Source organism: Ruegeria sp. YTSC106, from assembly GCF_059609765.1.
In genome coordinates, this window is sequence record NZ_JBXWMI010000016.1 from 52,534 (window position 1) to 69,856 (window position 17,323).

The 17,323-nt window shown below is 58.4% G+C and carries 14 protein-coding genes; 11 read left to right on the forward strand and 3 right to left on the reverse strand.

Going from position 1 to position 17,323, the window contains the following annotated elements:
• Window positions 1-117: 117 nt before the first annotated feature.
• The 6 genes from rfbF to AC2FEB_RS18860 all read left to right on the forward strand — a co-directional run bounded on the left by rfbF (window position 118) and on the right by AC2FEB_RS18860 (window position 6,612).
• Entirely contained in the window at window positions 118-891 is a 774-nt protein-coding gene (rfbF, locus tag AC2FEB_RS18835) for a glucose-1-phosphate cytidylyltransferase (RefSeq protein ID WP_496884292.1), read from the forward strand.
• A complete protein-coding gene (rfbG, locus tag AC2FEB_RS18840) occupies window positions 888-1,967 on the forward strand; it encodes a CDP-glucose 4,6-dehydratase (protein WP_496884293.1) in 1,080 nt (359 codons plus the stop codon). Before rfbF ends, rfbG begins: the two co-directional genes overlap by 4 nt.
• The gene (locus AC2FEB_RS18845) at window positions 1,964-3,196 is read left to right on the forward strand and encodes a methyltransferase domain-containing protein (protein ID WP_496884294.1); all 1,233 of its coding nucleotides are present in this window, start codon (window positions 1,964-1,966) and stop codon (window positions 3,194-3,196) included. Before rfbG ends, AC2FEB_RS18845 begins: the two co-directional genes overlap by 4 nt.
• Entirely contained in the window at window positions 3,196-4,074 is an 879-nt protein-coding gene (locus AC2FEB_RS18850) for an NAD-dependent epimerase/dehydratase family protein (protein ID WP_496884295.1), read from the forward strand. Before AC2FEB_RS18845 ends, AC2FEB_RS18850 begins: the two co-directional genes overlap by 1 nt.
• A complete protein-coding gene (locus AC2FEB_RS18855) occupies window positions 4,071-4,472 on the forward strand; it encodes a GtrA family protein (RefSeq protein WP_496884296.1) in 402 nt (133 codons plus the stop codon). Before AC2FEB_RS18850 ends, AC2FEB_RS18855 begins: the two co-directional genes overlap by 4 nt.
• Before the next feature lie 103 nt (window positions 4,473-4,575).
• Window positions 4,576-6,612: a B12-binding domain-containing radical SAM protein gene (locus AC2FEB_RS18860; RefSeq protein WP_496884297.1), complete on the forward strand. Its 2,037-nt coding sequence runs from the start codon at window positions 4,576-4,578 to the stop codon at window positions 6,610-6,612.
• A gap of 35 nt (window positions 6,613-6,647) precedes the next feature.
• Here AC2FEB_RS18860 and AC2FEB_RS18865 read toward each other — a convergent pair whose 3' ends face one another.
• On the reverse strand, window positions 6,648-8,699 hold the full coding sequence (locus AC2FEB_RS18865) for a glycosyltransferase family 39 protein (protein ID WP_496884298.1): 2,052 nt from the start codon (window positions 8,697-8,699) through the stop codon (window positions 6,648-6,650).
• A complete protein-coding gene (locus AC2FEB_RS18870) occupies window positions 8,696-9,679 on the reverse strand; it encodes a glycosyltransferase family 2 protein (protein ID WP_496884299.1) in 984 nt (327 codons plus the stop codon). The genes AC2FEB_RS18865 and AC2FEB_RS18870 overlap by 4 nt, the downstream gene beginning before the upstream one ends.
• Before the next feature lie 321 nt (window positions 9,680-10,000).
• On the opposite strand from AC2FEB_RS18870, the gene AC2FEB_RS18875 reads away from it, so the two are divergent.
• Window positions 10,001-11,428: a PepSY-associated TM helix domain-containing protein gene (locus AC2FEB_RS18875; protein WP_496884321.1), complete on the forward strand. Its 1,428-nt coding sequence runs from the start codon at window positions 10,001-10,003 to the stop codon at window positions 11,426-11,428.
• A gap of 47 nt (window positions 11,429-11,475) precedes the next feature.
• Here AC2FEB_RS18875 and AC2FEB_RS18880 read toward each other — a convergent pair whose 3' ends face one another.
• A complete protein-coding gene (locus AC2FEB_RS18880) occupies window positions 11,476-12,912 on the reverse strand; it encodes an oligosaccharide flippase family protein (RefSeq protein ID WP_496884300.1) in 1,437 nt (478 codons plus the stop codon).
• A 307-nt stretch (window positions 12,913-13,219) separates the two neighbouring features.
• Between AC2FEB_RS18880 and AC2FEB_RS18885 the strand changes: the two genes are divergently transcribed.
• The 4 genes from AC2FEB_RS18885 to AC2FEB_RS18900 are packed head-to-tail and all read left to right on the forward strand — an operon-like array spanning window position 13,220 to window position 17,305.
• Window positions 13,220-14,146 carry a glycosyltransferase family 2 protein gene (locus tag AC2FEB_RS18885; RefSeq protein WP_496884301.1) on the forward strand — a complete coding sequence of 309 codons (927 nt, stop codon included), beginning with the start codon at window positions 13,220-13,222 and terminating at the stop codon, window positions 14,144-14,146.
• A 1-nt stretch (window position 14,147) separates the two neighbouring features.
• Window positions 14,148-15,122, forward strand: coding sequence for a lysylphosphatidylglycerol synthase transmembrane domain-containing protein (locus AC2FEB_RS18890; protein WP_496884302.1), 975 nt, complete (start codon window positions 14,148-14,150; stop codon window positions 15,120-15,122).
• Window positions 15,119-16,558, forward strand: a complete 1,440-nt coding sequence (locus AC2FEB_RS18895; RefSeq protein WP_496884303.1) for a protoporphyrinogen/coproporphyrinogen oxidase — start codon at window positions 15,119-15,121, stop codon at window positions 16,556-16,558. The genes AC2FEB_RS18890 and AC2FEB_RS18895 overlap by 4 nt, the downstream gene beginning before the upstream one ends.
• A 3-nt stretch (window positions 16,559-16,561) precedes the next feature.
• Window positions 16,562-17,305, forward strand: coding sequence for a polysaccharide deacetylase family protein (locus AC2FEB_RS18900; RefSeq protein WP_496884304.1), 744 nt, complete (start codon window positions 16,562-16,564; stop codon window positions 17,303-17,305).
• The last annotated feature ends 18 nt before the right edge of the window (window positions 17,306-17,323 follow it).

Sequence of the window (17,323 nt, forward strand, 5' to 3'; positions counted from 1 at the left end):
GGGTGGCGGCGCTGTCGTCCTAATGCGTGCGAATGTTTGCAATAACCCGGATACCCAGATCCGGGTTAAGACGAGTGTATTGGTAGCCAGTCTCGTTGTTAACGAGGGAGCAATTTCATGAAGTGCGTTATTCTGGCCGGCGGCTTAGGCACGCGGCTCAGTGAAGAAACCGTCAAGATTCCAAAACCCATGGTCGAGATCGGTGGTAAGCCTATCATCTGGCATATCATGAAAATCTACGCGGCCCATGGCGTCACTGATTTCATCGTCTGCCTGGGATACAAAGGTTATGTCATCAAGGAATTCTTCGCGAATTTCTTTCTGCACAACTCGGACGTTACGATCGACCTGGCCAATGGCAGTCTTGAAATTGCAAATAGCAAGTCAGAACCGTGGCGCGTGACATTGATCGACACCGGAGACAACAGCCAGACTGGTGGGCGACTTCGCCGGGTCATGCATCTGCTCAAGGATGAAGAAGCGTTCTGCCTGACCTATGGCGACGGTGTTGGTGATATCGACATTCGGGCCGGGATCGATTTTCACCGGGCGCATGGCAAGCTCGCAACCGTCACGGCAGTTCCTCCGCCCCGCCGCTTCGGCCAGCTCGAGCTGCAGAGCAATCAGGTCCTGAATTTCTCTGAAAAACCCGTCGGGGATGGTGGGCTGATCAATGGCGGGTTTTTTGTGCTGTCCCCCAAAGTGGGCGATTACATTGACGGCGACGATACCGCCTGGGAACGCAGCCCCCTGATGAACCTGACGCGCGATGGCGAGCTGATGGCCTTTGAACATAAAGGCTTTTGGCAGCCCATGGACACTATTCGCGAACGCCAGGAACTGGAAGAACACTGGGCCACAGGCAATGCGCCGTGGAAAATTTGGGAATGAGTGCGAGCGCGTTTTCCGGACGCAGGGTGCTTGTAACCGGGCATACCGGCTTCAAAGGCGCCTGGCTGGCTGCCTGGCTGGCCGAGGCTGGTGCAGAAGTCGCCGGATACGCCCTTGCCCCCGAAACGAAACCCAATCTCTGGACATTGCTGGATCAGCGCAAAATAAGGTCGGTCACCGGCGACCTGAATGATCGCGCGGCCCTGGACCGGATCATCGCGGAAACCGACCCTGAATTCGTCTTTCATCTGGCGGCGCAATCCCTGGTCCGGCGCTCCTATCGCACTCCGGTTGAGACCTTCGCCACCAATGTTCTGGGCACGGTTCAGCTTTTGGACGCACTGCGTGCAGCCCCGAGCCTGCGCGCGGTGGTGGTGGCAACCTCGGACAAGGCCTACGAGAATGTCGAACAGGTCTGGGGCTATCGCGAAACCGACCCGATGGGCGGGCATGATCCGTATTCCGCATCGAAGGGTGCGACCGAAATAGCAGTCGCAGCAATGCGGCGCAGCTATTATTCACCGGATGCTGCCGATCCACATCCGGCCCGGATTGCCAGCGCACGCGCGGGCAATGTCATTGGCGGTGGCGACTGGGCCGAAGACCGTTTGGTTCCCGATATCGTGCGCGGCTGTCTGAGCGATGAAGGACGCGTCATATTACGCTATCCCGGCGCAATCCGACCCTGGCAACATGTTCTGGAACCTCTCAGGGGGTACATGATGCTGGCCCAGAAGCTCGAACAGGACGCCGCCTTCGCAGCGGGCTGGAATTTTGGCCCCGAACGTGACGATGAACGCCCGGTTCTGGATGTAGCCCAGGCGGTCATCAAGGCGCTTGGGCAGGGCCGGATCGATATCGACACCCCGGCGGATACGCCGCATGAGGCCAAGATGCTTCGGCTGGATGTATCGCAGGCGCGTGCACTGCTTGGCTGGCGCCCGGTCCTGAGTTTTGACGACACCGTCAGGCTGACGGCAGACTGGTATGCGGGCTGGGCCCGCGGCACTCCGGTAACCGAGCTGTGCCACGCCCAGATTGCCGAATTCGAAACACTGAGCATGAGACAGGTATGACCAGCACGACCCATCCCACCTGCCGCCATTGCGGCGCGGACCTTGAGATGACGCTTGTCGATCTCGGACTGTCCCCTCTGGCCAATTCCTATGTCGACCCCGCGAAAGCGGACAAACCGGACCCGGTCTATCCATTGCACGCCCGCGTCTGCACCGAATGCTGGTTGGTTCAGGTGGATGATGTCGTACCGGCGGAAGAGATTTTTTCGACCGATTACGCCTATTTCTCCAGCTTCTCGGACAGCTGGCTGGCCCATTGCCGGGATTACGTGGAAAAAATGGTCGACCGGTTCGATCTCGGGCCGGATGATCTGGTGATCGAGATCGCCTCGAATGACGGATATCTGCTGCAGTATTTCGTTGAAAAAGGCATCCCGGTTCTGGGGATCGAACCTTCAGGCAATGTGGCGGCGGCGGCACAGGAAAGGGGTGTGCGCACGCTGGTCGATTATTTCGGCGAGGCGCTGGCCCGAAAGGTTGCTGCGGTCGAGAAACCCCCGGCCCTGATTGCCTCGGCCAATGTGCTGGCGCATGTGCCTGATATCAACGATTTCGTTGCCGGCATCGCCACACTGCTGACGGGGGACGCGGTCTATACAGTTGAATTCCCGCACCTTCTGAACCTGATCAAAAGCGTGCAGTTCGACACGATCTATCACGAACATTATTCCTATCTGTCGCTGCTGGCGGTCGAGACAATCTTTGCCAAGGCGGGTTTGCGCGTCTTCGACGTCGAAGAGCTGCCGACCCATGGCGGATCGCTGCGGGTTTATGCCTGCCTTGAAGGGGCCAGCCACCCCAAAGGGCCTGGCTTGGCCAAGGTCCGCGCGGACGAGACTGCGGCACAGTTCGACCGGCCTGAAGGTTACATGAACTTCACCACTCAGGTCGAAGCGCTGCGCGATGGGTTGCTTGCCTTCCTGCGTGAAACAAAGGCGCGGGGCGACACGGTTGCCGCCTACGGTGCCGCTGCCAAGGGCAATACGCTGCTGAACTATGCCGGGATCGGCCCCGATCTGATCTCTTACTGCGTCGACCGCAACCCGGCCAAGCAGAACACGCTGCTGCCCGGCAGCCATATCCCCGTGCATGGGGTCGAAGCCCTGCGCGAGGCGCCGCCGGATTACGTACTGATCCTGCCCTGGAACATCCGGGATGAGGTCATAGGACAACTGTCCGACCTGAAGGTACGGTTCGTGACCGCCGTGCCGGAAGTCAGGATCAGCTGATGGCACGGGTTCTGCTGACCGGCGCAACCGGATTGATCGGACGCGCGACGGTTCCTGCTCTGACACAGGCGGGCCATGAGGTGGTGACGCTGGGCCGCAACCCGGCAAGCGACATCCCCTGTGATCTGCTGGACCCCGGCGCCACCACGACAGCCCTTGAAACAACCCGCGCCAGCCATCTGGTTCATCTGGCCTGGCATGACGGGCCACGCGACCGCTGGGCTTCCCCGGCCAATCTGGATTGGATGGCCGCCACGCTGCACTTGGTGCGGGAGTTTGCGCGCATCGGCGGGCGGCGTGTGATCTGCGCCGGAAGCTGTGCCGAATATGACTGGTCGGTGCCGGACCTGACCGAAGCAACACCTTTGCGGCCCCGGACCCTGTACGGGGCCGCAAAGGCTGGGACCGGTCTGGCGCTGTGCGCAGGCCAGGATGCGCTTGGCTTGTCTCTGGCCTGGGCCCGCATCTTCTTTGTCTACGGACCGGATGAACCACCGGGCCGGTTGTTTGGCGATCTGATTTCAAATCTGAAGATGGGTGAGCCCGTAGATTGCACCGATGGACGACAGGAACGGGATTTCCTGCATGTCGATGATCTGGCGCGCGCGCTGGCGCTTTTGCTGGAAACCAATGTCACCGGCGCGATCAATATAGCAAGCGGCACCGCCGTCCCGGTCCGGCAATTGATTGAAGAGGTCGCAAACCAGATGCATCACCCTGACCTGATCCGGCTGGGGGCTATCTCCCGCGCGGCAAATGATCCCGACCGGCTGGCAGCGGATGTAACCCGGCTGCGGAACGAAGCCGGATTTACCCCGCAACATGATATCGTCTCAGGGGTGGCGGACATTCTTTGTACAGAAGGGCCCCACGTATGAAAAAGCTGCTTATTCCCCGAAAGAAATCATTCATGCGCTTCGCTTTGGTCGGCGTACTGAATACGGCGTTTGGCTATGCTCTGTTTACCGGCCTCAGCCTGTCAGGCCTACCACCGCAAGCCGCACTGGCGATTTCGTTTTCCGGTGGAGTTTTGTGGAACTTCATGACCCACGCCCGGCTTGTCTTCGACACCAAGGGATTTGGGCGTTTGCCCTATTACGTGCTGTCCTATCTGTTCGTCTACGCGTTCAACGCCCTTTCGCTTGAGGGTTTTCTGTCCGCTGGTCTGCAACCGATCATCGCGCAGGGGTTACTTGTTTTGCCCACCGCCATCCTGGCCTTCATCATGATCTCCAAGGTGTTGACGGGTCACTTCCCCTGGCAGCAGAGTGTTTGAAGATGATTAAAAATAACAATCCGGCACATTGGCCATCGAAGTCCAAACCGACCGTGGAGCCTAAAATTTGACATAAGAACTGTACCGCGAGGATAGTTAACTAATGCGTCTTTACCTTGCCGATCTCGGCCATAACCTCGTTACCGCTACGTCGGACACCTATCCGCTGGGTGTCGGCAATCTTGCTACTTTTGCCAAAACCTATGCCAAAAGCCCGACACCGTTGGAGGTTGCAATCTTCCGCGACCCTCAGGAATTGAAGGCAGCCATTGATGCGGCGGTACCCGACATCATTGGTTTCTCAAGCTATTCCTGGAACCACCACCTGGCCTTGTCCTTTGCGGATTACGTCAAGGCGATCAATCCCAATGTTCTGACCCTCATGGGCGGCCCCAATTTTCCACTGACCGAAGAAGAACAGGACAGCTGGATCCGGACCATGCCACAGATCGACATGCATGTGCGCGGCCCCACCTATGAAGGCGAGCGCGCATTCCTCAGTACACTGCAACGGTTCATCGATGTTGGCGCCCGCCGCGAAGGCATGTGGGAAGAGGCCGTCGATGGCGCGCTTTACGTGCACCCAAAAACCGGAGAGATCCTGCGCGGGGAGGAACCACCCCGCATCCGCGATCTGGACGAAATCCCGTCACCCTATCTTGCCGGGCTGATGGACAAGTTCTTTGATACCGGCCTGTTTGCACTGATGCAGCTGGCCCGCGGCTGTCCGTTCACCTGTGCCTTCTGCAACTCGGCGGTCAAATCGAACTCGAAAGTTTTCCGCCATTCGTTCGAGCGTACTAAGGCCGATCTGGATTACATCGTGGCCCGCATCAACCATGCCAGCCCCTTGTGTTTTGCTGACGATAATTTCGGCATGTATGTGCAGGACGAAGAAGTGGCCGACTATCTGGGCCATCTGATGGATAAATACGACTGGCCCAAATACATCCGGACAACCACGGGCAAGAACCGCGGCGACCGGATCATCAAGGTGATGCGCAAGGCCAAGGGCCGGCTGCCAATGACCTCGTCGGTCCAGTCCCTGAATCCGGTAGTTCTGAAGAACATCAAACGCGACAACATCAGCCTGGATACTTATACCGAGGTGCAGCAGGAACTTCATTCAAAGGGTATGCAATCCTATGGCGAGCTGATCCTGTGCATGCCTGGTGAGACCAAGGAATCCTTTATGGATGCGGTCGACAAGCTGATCGAAACCGGTGTCAGCCGGGTGGCGGCACACCAATTGATGCTGCTGCATGGCGCGCCACTGGCCAATCCTGACAGCCGCGAGAAATTCGGGTTCAAGACCCTGCACCGGGTCGTAGCCCGATGCCTGGGCAAATATAACGGCCCAACCGTGGTCGAGACCGAGGAAATGGTGGTCCAGTCCGAGAATTTTTCGTTCCAAGATTATCTGGACACCCGTGTTTTCCATCTGCTTCTGACGATCTTCTATTATGAAAACAATTTCGAAGAAGCCTTCCGGCTGGCGCGTTCTCTGGACATCCGACCGTTCCAGATCATCAAGCATATGCAAAAGATTCTGGATCAGGCACCGGAGCCGTTCCGCAATGCATTGGCTGGTTATCTAGAAGAGAACCAGGCTGAGCTGTTTGAAACCCGCGCCGATTGCGTGGCCTGGGCGCAGGACAATTACGATGACCTGATCAGCGGTGAACTGGGGGGCAATCTGCTCAGCAAATACTCGATGATTGGCCGGTTCATTGTACTGGACGAAGCGCTTATTTTCCTGAAGCGGGCCATCTCGGACCTGCTGGATGAAGGTGATCACGAAGCGCATGCGATGCTTGATACGATCATCAACTATTACAGCGCCGTGATGCTGCATGCTCCCTTTTCACAGAGTCTGGAGCATGAACCGGTCTGGAGTTCGTCATTCGATGTCGAGGCCTGGCGAAATTCGGGGTATGAAGGCTCCTTGCGTGATTATCAGTTTGACACCCCACGTGAGTTCCAGACGCAGGTCGATCCTCGTGTGAAAACGACCCTGCTGTCCCGGATCGACACCTTTGGCGAGCATGCCTCGGGGTTGGGCCGGTTCACGCGCACGATGTTTGCCAATGATTTCAGACGCAACTTTGTGGCCGCCGAAAACCAGCACGCTGCTGAGTAATTGCGCTCGGGAAAACCCGACTGACCCGGGGCCTATCAGTCTGCGTCGCTCAGGTAAACAACCTCGCGTCCGGGGAAGGCAGCGATAATGTCGGCGTTCTGATCCGGCCCCAGATCATTGAGGAAGATCGGTTTATTCTGTGGCAGGAACGGATCGTTGAGATAAAGCGCAGACCCTATATCCCCCTTTGTCGAAACAAAAACCAACGCATTGCCCAGATCAGCGGCTTCAACCTGTCGCCTGATGTCACCGCTATACCCACCATATCCGTCATATTTCGAAACACCGCGCCAGGATGTGAAGCTGACAACCGAAATGGCGCAGAGCAACAGAACGACACAATGCAGGCGGCCGCGATACTGCTCGGGCAATCGGTCATTGATCGCCTCGATCCCAGCCGCGGACAAAACCAGGATAGGCAGCAATGCCGTGTGCCAATAGCGCGGTCCGAGGTAGAAGGTGCCTGTAAACCAATAGAAGAACAGAACTGCCACGAGGGCAGCAAAGATCACCAGCATCGCACGGTCAAACCCGGTCAGCTTTTTGCGCCAGATAAAGACGATCCAGAACGGAACCAGAGATCCGAATGTCCAGCCCAGAAGTTCGAGGTTAAGCGAGGCAATCGCATTGATCAGGTTCAACACGGCTTCGGCAGGACTGTGACCGATCCAGATATCCAGCGCGCCCCAGCTCTGGGCGGGCGGGCCCACATTCTCCCCAAATCCAAATGCGTTTTGCGTGTCCGGCCACAGACGGCTGAGATAGTCGGCTTGTGCGGTCAACAACGGATCGCCCGTGATCGCGTGATTGACCAGAAAAACGACAGACCCGGACAGGATGCCCCCGACACCACAGGCAAGCACTTGCCCGATCCCGGCAGGCAATCGGCGAAGCACCCACAGGCCTGTCAGACCACCCACGATCAGCCCGTCCAACGGTCGGGTGACAAATCCCCATCCCAAGGCCAACCCGGCGGCAAATGCCAGGAATACCGCCCGGCGGGCAGACCCCTCTCCGGCCCGGATCAAACACCACCAGGCCAGTAAGATCGTCACCAACATAAGCGCGTGGTTCATCAGCGTGGCCCCAACAGCCAGCACCCAGGGTGAGGTTGCCATAAGCAACGCGACCATATCCGCGCGTTCCCGGCTGATTGCCCGGCGGACAATGTCATGGGCCAACCAAACCGATATCCCGGTCAGGATCGGATTGATCACCCATGGCGCCCCGACCAGCACCCCAAGGCTCAAAACGATGGCCCAGCCCTGTGCCGGAACACTGGTCCATTTGCCCTCATGTATTTCGAGAAGATAATATTCCAGCGCGGGGTGTGCCGCTTCGGGCGGGGCCGGAGCCCAGAGCGTGCCAGCCGCAAAGGTCCGTGCCTGAAAAAGATAGGCCAGCTCATCCTCGACATGGGGCACCCGATCGAACGCCGTCCAAGCCAGTATGGCGCTGACTAAAGTCGCAAACACCGCCAAACCAGCCGCCGGGATACGCGGCATGTGATCAGGCCCTACGACAACAAACATGGCCAATAGCGTGGCCAGTTGAACCAGTGACAACACACCGCCAACACCGATCTGCAAGCCATAGGCTACATGATAGCCATAGGCGATATAAGGAGTTGCCGACAGGCTGAAAACCGCGACCAGAACCATCAGCAGAAACAGGTGAAATATCCCCGCTTTGGCGAAAAGACCGCCGATGGCTGCGCGCCCTGCAGGCCGTATGAGAACAACGCCGATCACCGCCGCCTGCATCGCCAGTATCGCCAGCATGATCAGGTTCTCAGGCGGGTCCACAGAGATCTCAAGGCGTGGAAACCAAAGCGGTTGCGTCAGCCACAGCCGGGCTGCAACGCCCAAGAGAGCCATTGCACTCAGAATGCCAAACAGAACCTGACCACGCAGCCAGAAGAAGCCCAGAAAAAACACCGAGGCCACCACCATGCACCCAAACCATACGCGCAGCTCGGACAGAGTTGCATTGGTAACCGGTGCGTCAACAGCCCAGGCCGGGCTGGCGCAGAGCGCCATCACAAGCGCAAGGCCGCACCATTTGCCGCGGCTCAAACCGGCAATCATGCCAGACGCTCGTCTCTAGTCAGTGCCGGGTCCCGCGCAGGACCTTCAATGTTGATGCGTTCCTGCTCGGTCACGATGGGGCCGCCGCGTACCTGATTGTGGATCGAGGTGATGTATTCCCCCAACATTCCAATAAACAGCATCTGGATACCTGACAGGAAAAACAGGGATACGATGATGGTTGTCGTCCCGCGCGGCGCCTGATCGGGATTAAAGAAAAACAAAACCGCGGAAATGAGCGAAAACAGAATACAGCCGGCCGCAATCACCAGTCCGCTGATCGTGCAGAACCGCATCGGGGCACGCGTGAAAGAAAAAATAGCATTCAGCGCCTGATCGGTCAGCGCCATCAAGCTGTGCTTGGTCAAGCCGCTTTTCCGCGCCTGCCAGACATAAGGTTTGATGATCCGGCGGAAGCCGCAGCTGGCAATGATGCCGCGGATATAAGGGTAGTGGTCATTGTGGGCCAAAACCGCTTCAAGCACTTTGCGGTCAATCAGCTGAAACTCTCCGACCGATGGTTCCAGCCAGACATCCGACAGGCCATTGACGATCCGATAGAAAAGACCGCGCGCATTACGCATCACGAACCCCTCCTCTCGGGTACTGCGGGCGCCGGCCACCACGTCATAGCCGCTTTCCCACAACTCGACGAACTCCGGGATCAGCTCGGGCGGGTCTTGCAGGTCAACAGGCAGCATGACAACAACCCCGTCACCAGTGGCATAGCGCAACCCGTTGAAGGTTGACCGGAACACCCCGAAATTGCGGGCATTGACTACCACTTTCAGGTCCGGATCCTTTGCGGCGATCTCGCGCAGGATATCCACGGTCCGGTCCGTGGAGGCATTGTCGATGAAAATATGCTCGCGCCTGTAGCCCGGCAGTTCCTTGTCGAAAATCGACTTTACGGTTTCATAACAATTCGCCACGTTGTCTTCTTCATTGAAGCATGGCGAGACAATGGAAATTGTTTTCATAGCTCTATTTAACATCAAACAGCACCGCTTACCCCAACAATACCCGGGTATAATTATATCATCCCGCGAAGTTCGGGATTCGCACAACACCTAACCTGCGGGTATATCATGAAATAACGTGTGCTCATCGCAACATCAAAAGCCCAATTCGCTCCTCTTCTACGACAAGGCTATCTTACCATTGTTTCCAGCACGATTACTCGGCTTAGTGCTCCCAGACATTGTAGACAGATAAACATTCAGATGAACCGCAAAATCCGCAATTCACTTTTCAAACTCCACACTTGGCTGGGACTGCATCTGTCGCTTTTCTTCGCATTCATGTTTCTGACCGGCACATTGCTTGTTGCCGGTTTCGAACTTGAATCGGTTGGTCGTACGGCAATCTGGACCACCGCCACCAAGGAAGAACGCAACGCCAGCTTCGGCGAAATTTATGGCAGTATCAAAGAGACCCACCCTGAAAGTCGCATCTTTATCATCCATAAGCGACCGGCCCCCTGGTTCGTGGACCGTACGGCAGCCCACACAGGCTGGGGAGAAAAAGTCAGCTTTTGGACCGACCCCACCACTGGCGCGGTTGTCGCGGAAACACGACCATTGGGCTTTCGCAACATCCTGCGCGATCTTCACGACACGTTCCTGACCGAACAGCGGATCGTATTCATGCTGGTCTGCGCCATGTCGGTCGTGCTTTTGTTTCAGCTTGTCAGCGGCCTCATTACCTATAGGCGCTTCTGGAAAGGATTTTTCCGCTGGCCTGGCCGCGCAGCCGGCATTAGGTCCTGGGCTGGCAGCATGCATCGACTGACGGCCCTCTGGGCCGCGCCGCTGCTGTTTTTGACCGCTTTGACCAGCTTCTATTTCCTGTTGGGCAGTCTGGGACTCGACGGCACCAGACCACACCCCAAGCCTCCCGTTCCCCGCGATGCAGCTCTGCCCGCCAATCTTGACGCGACCTTTATCGGCCAGGCAGAAGCCCGGGCCCGGGAAGCGCTGCCAGGGTTTGATCCGTTCCTTGTATTCCTGCCAGACAAGAAGACCGATAGTATAAACTTTTCCGGAAACCTGGATGGCCATTCAGGCTTTTTCGGACCAGGCAGCGTGTTCATAGATCCTGTCACGCTTGACGTTTTAGGGGCATTTACGCCGGATGATATTGGAGGGTTCACCTATTGGAAGCCCTTGATGGATATGCTACATTTCGGAACCTGGGGCGGCGCGTTCTCGATGGCGCTATGGATTATTCTCGGCCTGATTGCCACCGGCCTTGCCCTTACAGGCGCCCTGATTTTCGCGACCAGAATTGCCCCTGATGCCACACAAAATGGCCCACTTAGGCGCATCTGGCGTGGTATGGGATGGACCCGGTGGGGCTATCTTTTGTTATTGGCGGGAATTCTGTTTACCGCGTATTACCGTTTTGGCCCCAATTCCCACGACAGAACCAGAGCTTTTGCAATTGACACCCCACCGTCGGTTGCCCGGTTGATTATGGATGCCCCACTCCGGCGCGACACCGCCCTTGATATCCAACTTCGGATCGGTGAGCCTGATGTTCAGGCTGCAGCGATCACGATTAATGGCGATGAGGTGCAGGCGGTCAAATTCACACAGAACGGTAACAGGGCCATCGCCAGTTTTGAGCTGCTCCCTTCGGAGACGGAGAACAATATCACCGCTCACCTCAAAAAATCCGACGGCGGGGAAAAGACTGTCAATTTCCGCCTCGGCGCACCGATTTGGTAGCTGCCTGTCCCGCTCATCAACCAGGATGGGTAGCGCATTAATATGTGCTATCCACTGACCTCTTGCGGGTCAATCTCGGGACCTGCTTCCTCTTTCCTGCGCACCATTGCGATCAGCAGACGCAACCTGTCGCGCAAAAACAAAGCAGCCAACAGACAATAAACAACAATTCCGGTCGCAGTGCCGATCAGCAGACGCAAAACCTGAGACATCCCGTCCAGTTGCCGCGCAATTCCAAACACTGCGAGAGCCATTCCTGCAGATAGCAGAAACGGTGCGAGATGCTGCCGCATCAAAGCCGAGCCGGGCAGCTTTGCAATATGGCCCAGATTGGCGAATTTAAGCGGCCAGATCAGCAGAAAGACCGCTACAAAACCGGCTGTGACAACCGGCAAGCCATAAGGGGCCAGCACCACAATCGCTGCCGCCGCCAGCGTCACCTCAACCCAGGACAGGATCGCGAGACGCCCGGCCTGGCCCGCCGCCAGACAGAAGGTCTGCTGCACTTTTTCGGCGCACAAATACATGCCGAACACTGACATCAGGCTCAGGACCGGAGCCGCCGGAGCCCATTTCTGACCAAACAGCAAGACCAGCGCCGGTTCGGACAGAACCGCCAGACCGGCAAAGGCGGGAAAAGCCAGAAACCCGGTCAGGCGCATGACCTCGATCAGCAGATCCGCCGCTTGACCTCCATCGCGCGCCGCTGCTCCAAAGGCGGGTTGCGCCACCGTGCGCAGCGGCGTGATCATGAGGAACGAGGCCGTCTCGATCACCCGCCAGGCAATTGCATAATACCCCGCCTGCACCGGTCCCAGCATCGCGCCGATGATCACTGCGGGGGATTGCACCGCCGCCAGTTCCGCCGCGCGCAGGCCCAGAATCCGGTGGCTGAAATGCAAAATCATGCGCATGTGATCCCGCGACGCGTGAAGAGCCGGACGCCAGGACACCGCGCCCCAGGCCATCACGATATTGATGGCCGTCATCGCCAACCGCTGGCCGACCAGACTCCAGACGCCGTATCCCGCCAGCGCCATGCCAATTCCCACAACCCCTCCGGCCGCCGCGCCGAGCGCTGCACGGATGGCCAGAACACGGAACTGCATTTCCCGGCGCAGGATCGCCACAGGCACTGCCGTCAGCGAAATCATCAGCACTGTTGGGGACAATCCTATCAACAATTCGCCCGCAATCGGCTCATTGTAGAATTTCGAGACCAGCCCTGCGCCCAGATAAAGCGCAATTGTCAACACCCCCCCGAGCAGCGCCAGCAACCAGAAAACCAAATTCAGCCGCTCTGGTGACAGCGCATCACGGGTCAGCAGAATGTCGGAAATCGTTTCGCGCACCAGAAATTCGGAAAACAGCACAAAGGCCGCAACCATCGCCAGCAGGCCAAAGGCTTCGACCCCTAAAATACGGGCAAGAATGGCAAAAATGATGAAGTTGAACGCCTGTTCGACCCAGATACCAGCCGACATCCAGGCAACTCCGCTGCTGAAACTCTGCCGCCCTGACATCCGTTTCCTTCCTGCTGCCCGCACCCCGCCATGTTCCAGGCGGCACATGCCTCAAACACTTGCACCTGCTGCGTGCAGTATACGTAATTACAAACTTGACGCCTTAACGGTCGAATTTGGTCAAATTTATTGTCTATGTTCAGTCTGTACGTGTTCGAATACTATACGCAATACAGGGAATTATGCCCGTTACGTTCCATGCGCCACGCAAATCTTGCAGCGGGGGCTGGGGCTGGGACTATTAAGTGAATAAAAGGTTTTCATTTTCATGAACAAAGTCGCAGAGCCGATGGAGACGAACAGCACCACACCCGAAGAGCTGATCGCATCGGAAACCGCCGGCATGAGCCTGAGCGTGGTCATCCCCGCCTATAACGAGGAAAATGCAGTACGTCACACCGTCGAGGATGTGCGCGCCCATCTTGAGCCGCTGAATATCCCTTACGAAATTATCGTGGTGGACGATGCAAGCCAGGACAATACCCGCGCCGAGGCCGAGGCCAGCGGTGCCACCGTTACCTTCAACGACGTCAATTCCGGCTATGGCGCCAGTCTCAAGCGCGGCGTGCGGATGGCGCAGCATGAATATGTGGCCATTCTGGATGCCGACAGCACATACCCTGCGCGCTATCTGCCGGGCATGCTGGCCATGTGCCGCGATCAGGACATGGTGGTGGGCGACCGGGGTGCAGCGATGAAGAACGTGCCGCTGTTGCGGCGGCCTGCCAAAAAATTCCTGTTTGCCTTTGCGTCGTTCCTGGCGGAGCGCAAGATCAACGATCTGAACTCGGGCCTGCGCGTATTCCGCAAATCCGAGTTGATCCCATTCCTGCCGCTGCTGCCGCAGAACTTTTCGTTCACCACCACGATCACGCTGTGCATGACGTCGAATGGTAAAAGGATGATCTATACGCCCATCGAATACGGAAAACGGGTGGGCAAATCGAAAATCCGTCCGATTGATTTCCTGAACTTCATCATCCTGATCCTGCGCATCAGCACGCTCTTCAATCCGCTGCGGGTATTCATTCCGCTGGGTCTGGCATTTTTCACGTTGGGCACGGTGAAGTTCATTATCGACATGTTCTACTGGAATCTCAGCGAAACGGCGGTGTTCTCGTTTCTGGCGGCGATCATGATCTGGTCGCTGGGGCTGATCGCCGACATGATCTCGCGGCTGCATCTCAGACCGTGACATGAGCGGCAAGCTGCTTTCCGACCCAAATCAACGGCGCTGGCTGATCCGGCTGGCCGGATCGGTTTTGGTGCTGGCGATCCTGTTCTGGATCCTTCCAATTGATGCAATCGTGGCAGCGCTGAAGGCGATCCCGATCTGGGTTTTCCTGTCCGTGTTTGTTCTGTTCCTGTTGGCCCATGTCGGCGCGGCCCTGAAATGGTGGCTGCTGCTGAACCGAGGGGTTCCACCCCTGCTGGCCATCCGGGCCCATTTTGCCGGTCTGGCGGCCAACCTGTGCCTGCCCGGGGCGATTGGTGGCGATACGGTGCGGGCCGGTCTGGCGCAAGCCGCAATGAAAGACGGCGCGCAGGTTGTTGCGGGCGCGACTGTGGACCGGCTGATTGACATGGTGGCGCTGTTAACTTTGTCCTGTCTGGGTCTGGTGCTGACGTGGGAAAGCGCGGCGGGCGGGCATATGATCTGGCCAGTGGTGCTGATCCTGTTGGCCGCACTGGCGGGTATGGTTGCATTACCGCGCCTGCTGCCCCTGCCCTGGCGCTATGTCCCCTCTCTGCCCGGCAAGGGCTTTGCCCATCGTCTGGCCGATGCACTGGTCGGGATGGGCCGCAAACCCGGCACGCTGGCAGTCGCTTTCATCGCATCTGTGCTGATCCAGTTGCTGCTGGTCCTGCTGGCCTGGTGGCTGGCCCTGGCGGCGGGTGTCGATGTGGCCGCCGGGCCATGGATCTTTGCCTGGCCACTGGCCAAGATCATTGCCGTGCTGCCGGTATCGCTGAACGGGCTGGGCCTGCGCGAGGCCACATTGGCCGGTTTCCTGGCCCCCTTCGGCGCCAGCGCTCCGGCTGTCGTGGCCGCCGGGCTGGTCTGGCAGGTTGTGTTGTTTACAGCGGGCGGGTTTGGCGCGCTGGTTCTGACCATGTCCGGAATGCGGTTCAGCGCCCCGGCAAATTCCCAAAAGGAAGAGTGCAAGTGACGGATGTTTCCCAACCCAACGGCGGCGACAAGCCTGAAATCATTATCCTCGGTGCCGGACCTGCCGGTCTGGCCGCGGCACATGCCCTGACCGGGCAGGCCAAAGTGACCGTGATCGAACGCGCGCCCAGTGCGGGTGGCAATTCGGCCTCATTCCCGATTGAGGGCGTGATCTGCGATTATGGCTCGCACCGGTTTCATCCGGCCGCAGAGCCCGAGGTTCTGGCCGATGTGAAAGCGCTGCTGGGGGACGATCTGCTGCTGCGCCCACGCCATGGGCGCATCCGGCTGGGCGGCAAATGGATTCACTTTCCGCTGAAACTGACCGACGCGCTGATGCGCCTGCCCAAACCCTTTGCCGCGTCGCTGATCGGCGACATGGTGCTGAAACCCTTCCGCAAGAAAAGCACAGGCCCCGAGACATTCTCGACCGTGCTTTATGACGGGCTGGGCCCGACGATTTCGGACAATTTCTATTTCCCATACGTGCGCAAGCTGTGGGGTCTGGACCCGGACAAGTTGGCGGTGAAACTGGCCGAGCGCCGGGTCGGCAGTGGCTCGGTCGGCAAGATCCTGATGAAGATGCTGCGCCTGCTGCCGGGGCTGCGCAGCGAAACGGCGGGTCGGTTCTTTTATCCGCGCAAGGGGTTCGGGCAAATCTCGGACGCGATGCGCAACAGTGCCGAAGCCAACGGCGCCACCTTCCTGTTCAACACCGAAATCACCGCCATCGAACGGGACGGCAACCGCATCACCGGGTTGACGATCCGCAACGAAGATGGCGAACGACACATGACCGGCGATCTGATCCTGTCGACCATCCCGCTGACCGGGCTGACGCGCTTGATCAGCGACCCTCCGGCAGAGGTGGTCGAGGCCGCCCGCGCGATCCGGTTCCGGGGCATGATCCTGCTGTACCTGGTGCTGGAGACCGACCAGTTCACCGAGTTCGATGCCCATTACTTCCCGGAACTGTCGATCCCGATCAGCCGCATGTCGGAGCCCAAGAACTATAACGCCAGCGGCGAACCCAAGGGCGTCACCGTGCTGTGCGCCGAACTGCCCTGCGACCCGGATGAGGAATGGTGGTCCATGTCCGACGAGGAACTGGGGCAGGAGTTCACCAAATGGCTGGGTCAGCTGGGCCTGCCGGTCACCGTGCCGGTGCGCCGTTGCGAAACCCGGCGGCTGAGCCATGCCTATCCGGTCTACGATGTAGGCTATGAAGACCGGTTCGATACGGTCGATCGGTGGCTCTCGGATCTGGACGGATTGCTCGTATTTGGACGGCAGGGCCTGTTCGCCCACGACAATACGCACCACGCCTTTGCCATGGCCTATGGCGCGGCGGATTGCATCGACGACAAGGGCAATGTCGACCGCGCGAAATGGAACAGCTATCGCGAGGTCTTTGCCACCCATGTGGTGGAAGACTGACCCATGCCCGCCTGGCAGGCCGATATCCTGATGTATCATTCGATCTCGGACGCACCGGGGCCAACCTCGATTGCACCCGACGTCTTTGCGGCACAGATGCAGGCGCTGGCGGCATCCGGCCTGCCGGTGGTCACGCCGGACGCGCTGGCCAACCCGCCCGGCCCCCGTGTGGTCATCATCAGTTTCGATGACGGGTTCCAGGATTTCGCCGACACCGCATGGCCGATCCTGCGCGATCACGATTTCTGCCCGATCGTCTATCTGCCCTCGGGCCTGATGGGTGGCAGCGACAGCTGGGCCGGGGGCAACATCCCGCCCCGCCCCTTGATGGGCTGGGACAAGGTCGAGGCGCTGGCAGCAGAAGGGGTCTGTTTTGGCGCGCATAGTGTCACTCATCCCGATCTCACCACGCTGGATGCGCTCATGCTGGAAGAGGAAGTCAGCGGATCCGGTCAGGACATTGCAGCCCGGCTTGGCCAGCCCACCCGGCATTTCGCACCGCCTTATGGCGCGTCGAACTCTAGCATTCTCAGACAGATTGCGCAGCATTACGACACCTCGGTCGGTACAAGGCTGGGCGTGGCCAAAGCGGAGGATGATATCCATGACCTGCCCCGGCTCGAGATGTTCTACTTCAACAACATCACCCGTTGGCAGGCACATCTTGCCGGACGCGGCGGGCCCTATCTCACGGCCCGCAGGGCAATGCGCGGCATCCGTGCGATGGTGCGGGGAAAATCGTGGTAAAGTTGGTTCTTACACAGT

What these genes read in the sequence shown, in the direction of transcription:
- AC2FEB_RS18865 (WP_496884298.1), bottom strand. Translation starts at nt 8,699, where the DNA reads ATGATTGCCGGTTTGAGCCGCGGCAAATGGTGCGGCCTTGCGCTTGTG.
- AC2FEB_RS18845 (WP_496884294.1), top strand. Translation starts at nt 1,964, where the DNA reads ATGACCAGCACGACCCATCCCACCTGCCGCCATTGCGGCGCGGACCTT.
- AC2FEB_RS18855 (WP_496884296.1), top strand. Translation starts at nt 4,071, where the DNA reads ATGAAAAAGCTGCTTATTCCCCGAAAGAAATCATTCATGCGCTTCGCT.
- AC2FEB_RS18875 (WP_496884321.1), top strand. Translation starts at nt 10,001, where the DNA reads ATGTTTCTGACCGGCACATTGCTTGTTGCCGGTTTCGAACTTGAATCG.
- AC2FEB_RS18900 (WP_496884304.1), top strand. Translation starts at nt 16,562, where the DNA reads ATGCCCGCCTGGCAGGCCGATATCCTGATGTATCATTCGATCTCGGAC.
- AC2FEB_RS18870 (WP_496884299.1), bottom strand. Translation starts at nt 9,679, where the DNA reads ATGAAAACAATTTCCATTGTCTCGCCATGCTTCAATGAAGAAGACAAC.
- AC2FEB_RS18885 (WP_496884301.1), top strand. Translation starts at nt 13,220, where the DNA reads ATGAACAAAGTCGCAGAGCCGATGGAGACGAACAGCACCACACCCGAA.
- AC2FEB_RS18850 (WP_496884295.1), top strand. Translation starts at nt 3,196, where the DNA reads ATGGCACGGGTTCTGCTGACCGGCGCAACCGGATTGATCGGACGCGCG.
- AC2FEB_RS18880 (WP_496884300.1), bottom strand. Translation starts at nt 12,912, where the DNA reads ATGTCGGCTGGTATCTGGGTCGAACAGGCGTTCAACTTCATCATTTTT.
- rfbG (WP_496884293.1), top strand. Translation starts at nt 888, where the DNA reads ATGAGTGCGAGCGCGTTTTCCGGACGCAGGGTGCTTGTAACCGGGCAT.
- rfbF (WP_496884292.1), top strand. Translation starts at nt 118, where the DNA reads ATGAAGTGCGTTATTCTGGCCGGCGGCTTAGGCACGCGGCTCAGTGAA.
- AC2FEB_RS18860 (WP_496884297.1), top strand. Translation starts at nt 4,576, where the DNA reads ATGCGTCTTTACCTTGCCGATCTCGGCCATAACCTCGTTACCGCTACG.
- AC2FEB_RS18890 (WP_496884302.1), top strand. Translation starts at nt 14,148, where the DNA reads ATGAGCGGCAAGCTGCTTTCCGACCCAAATCAACGGCGCTGGCTGATC.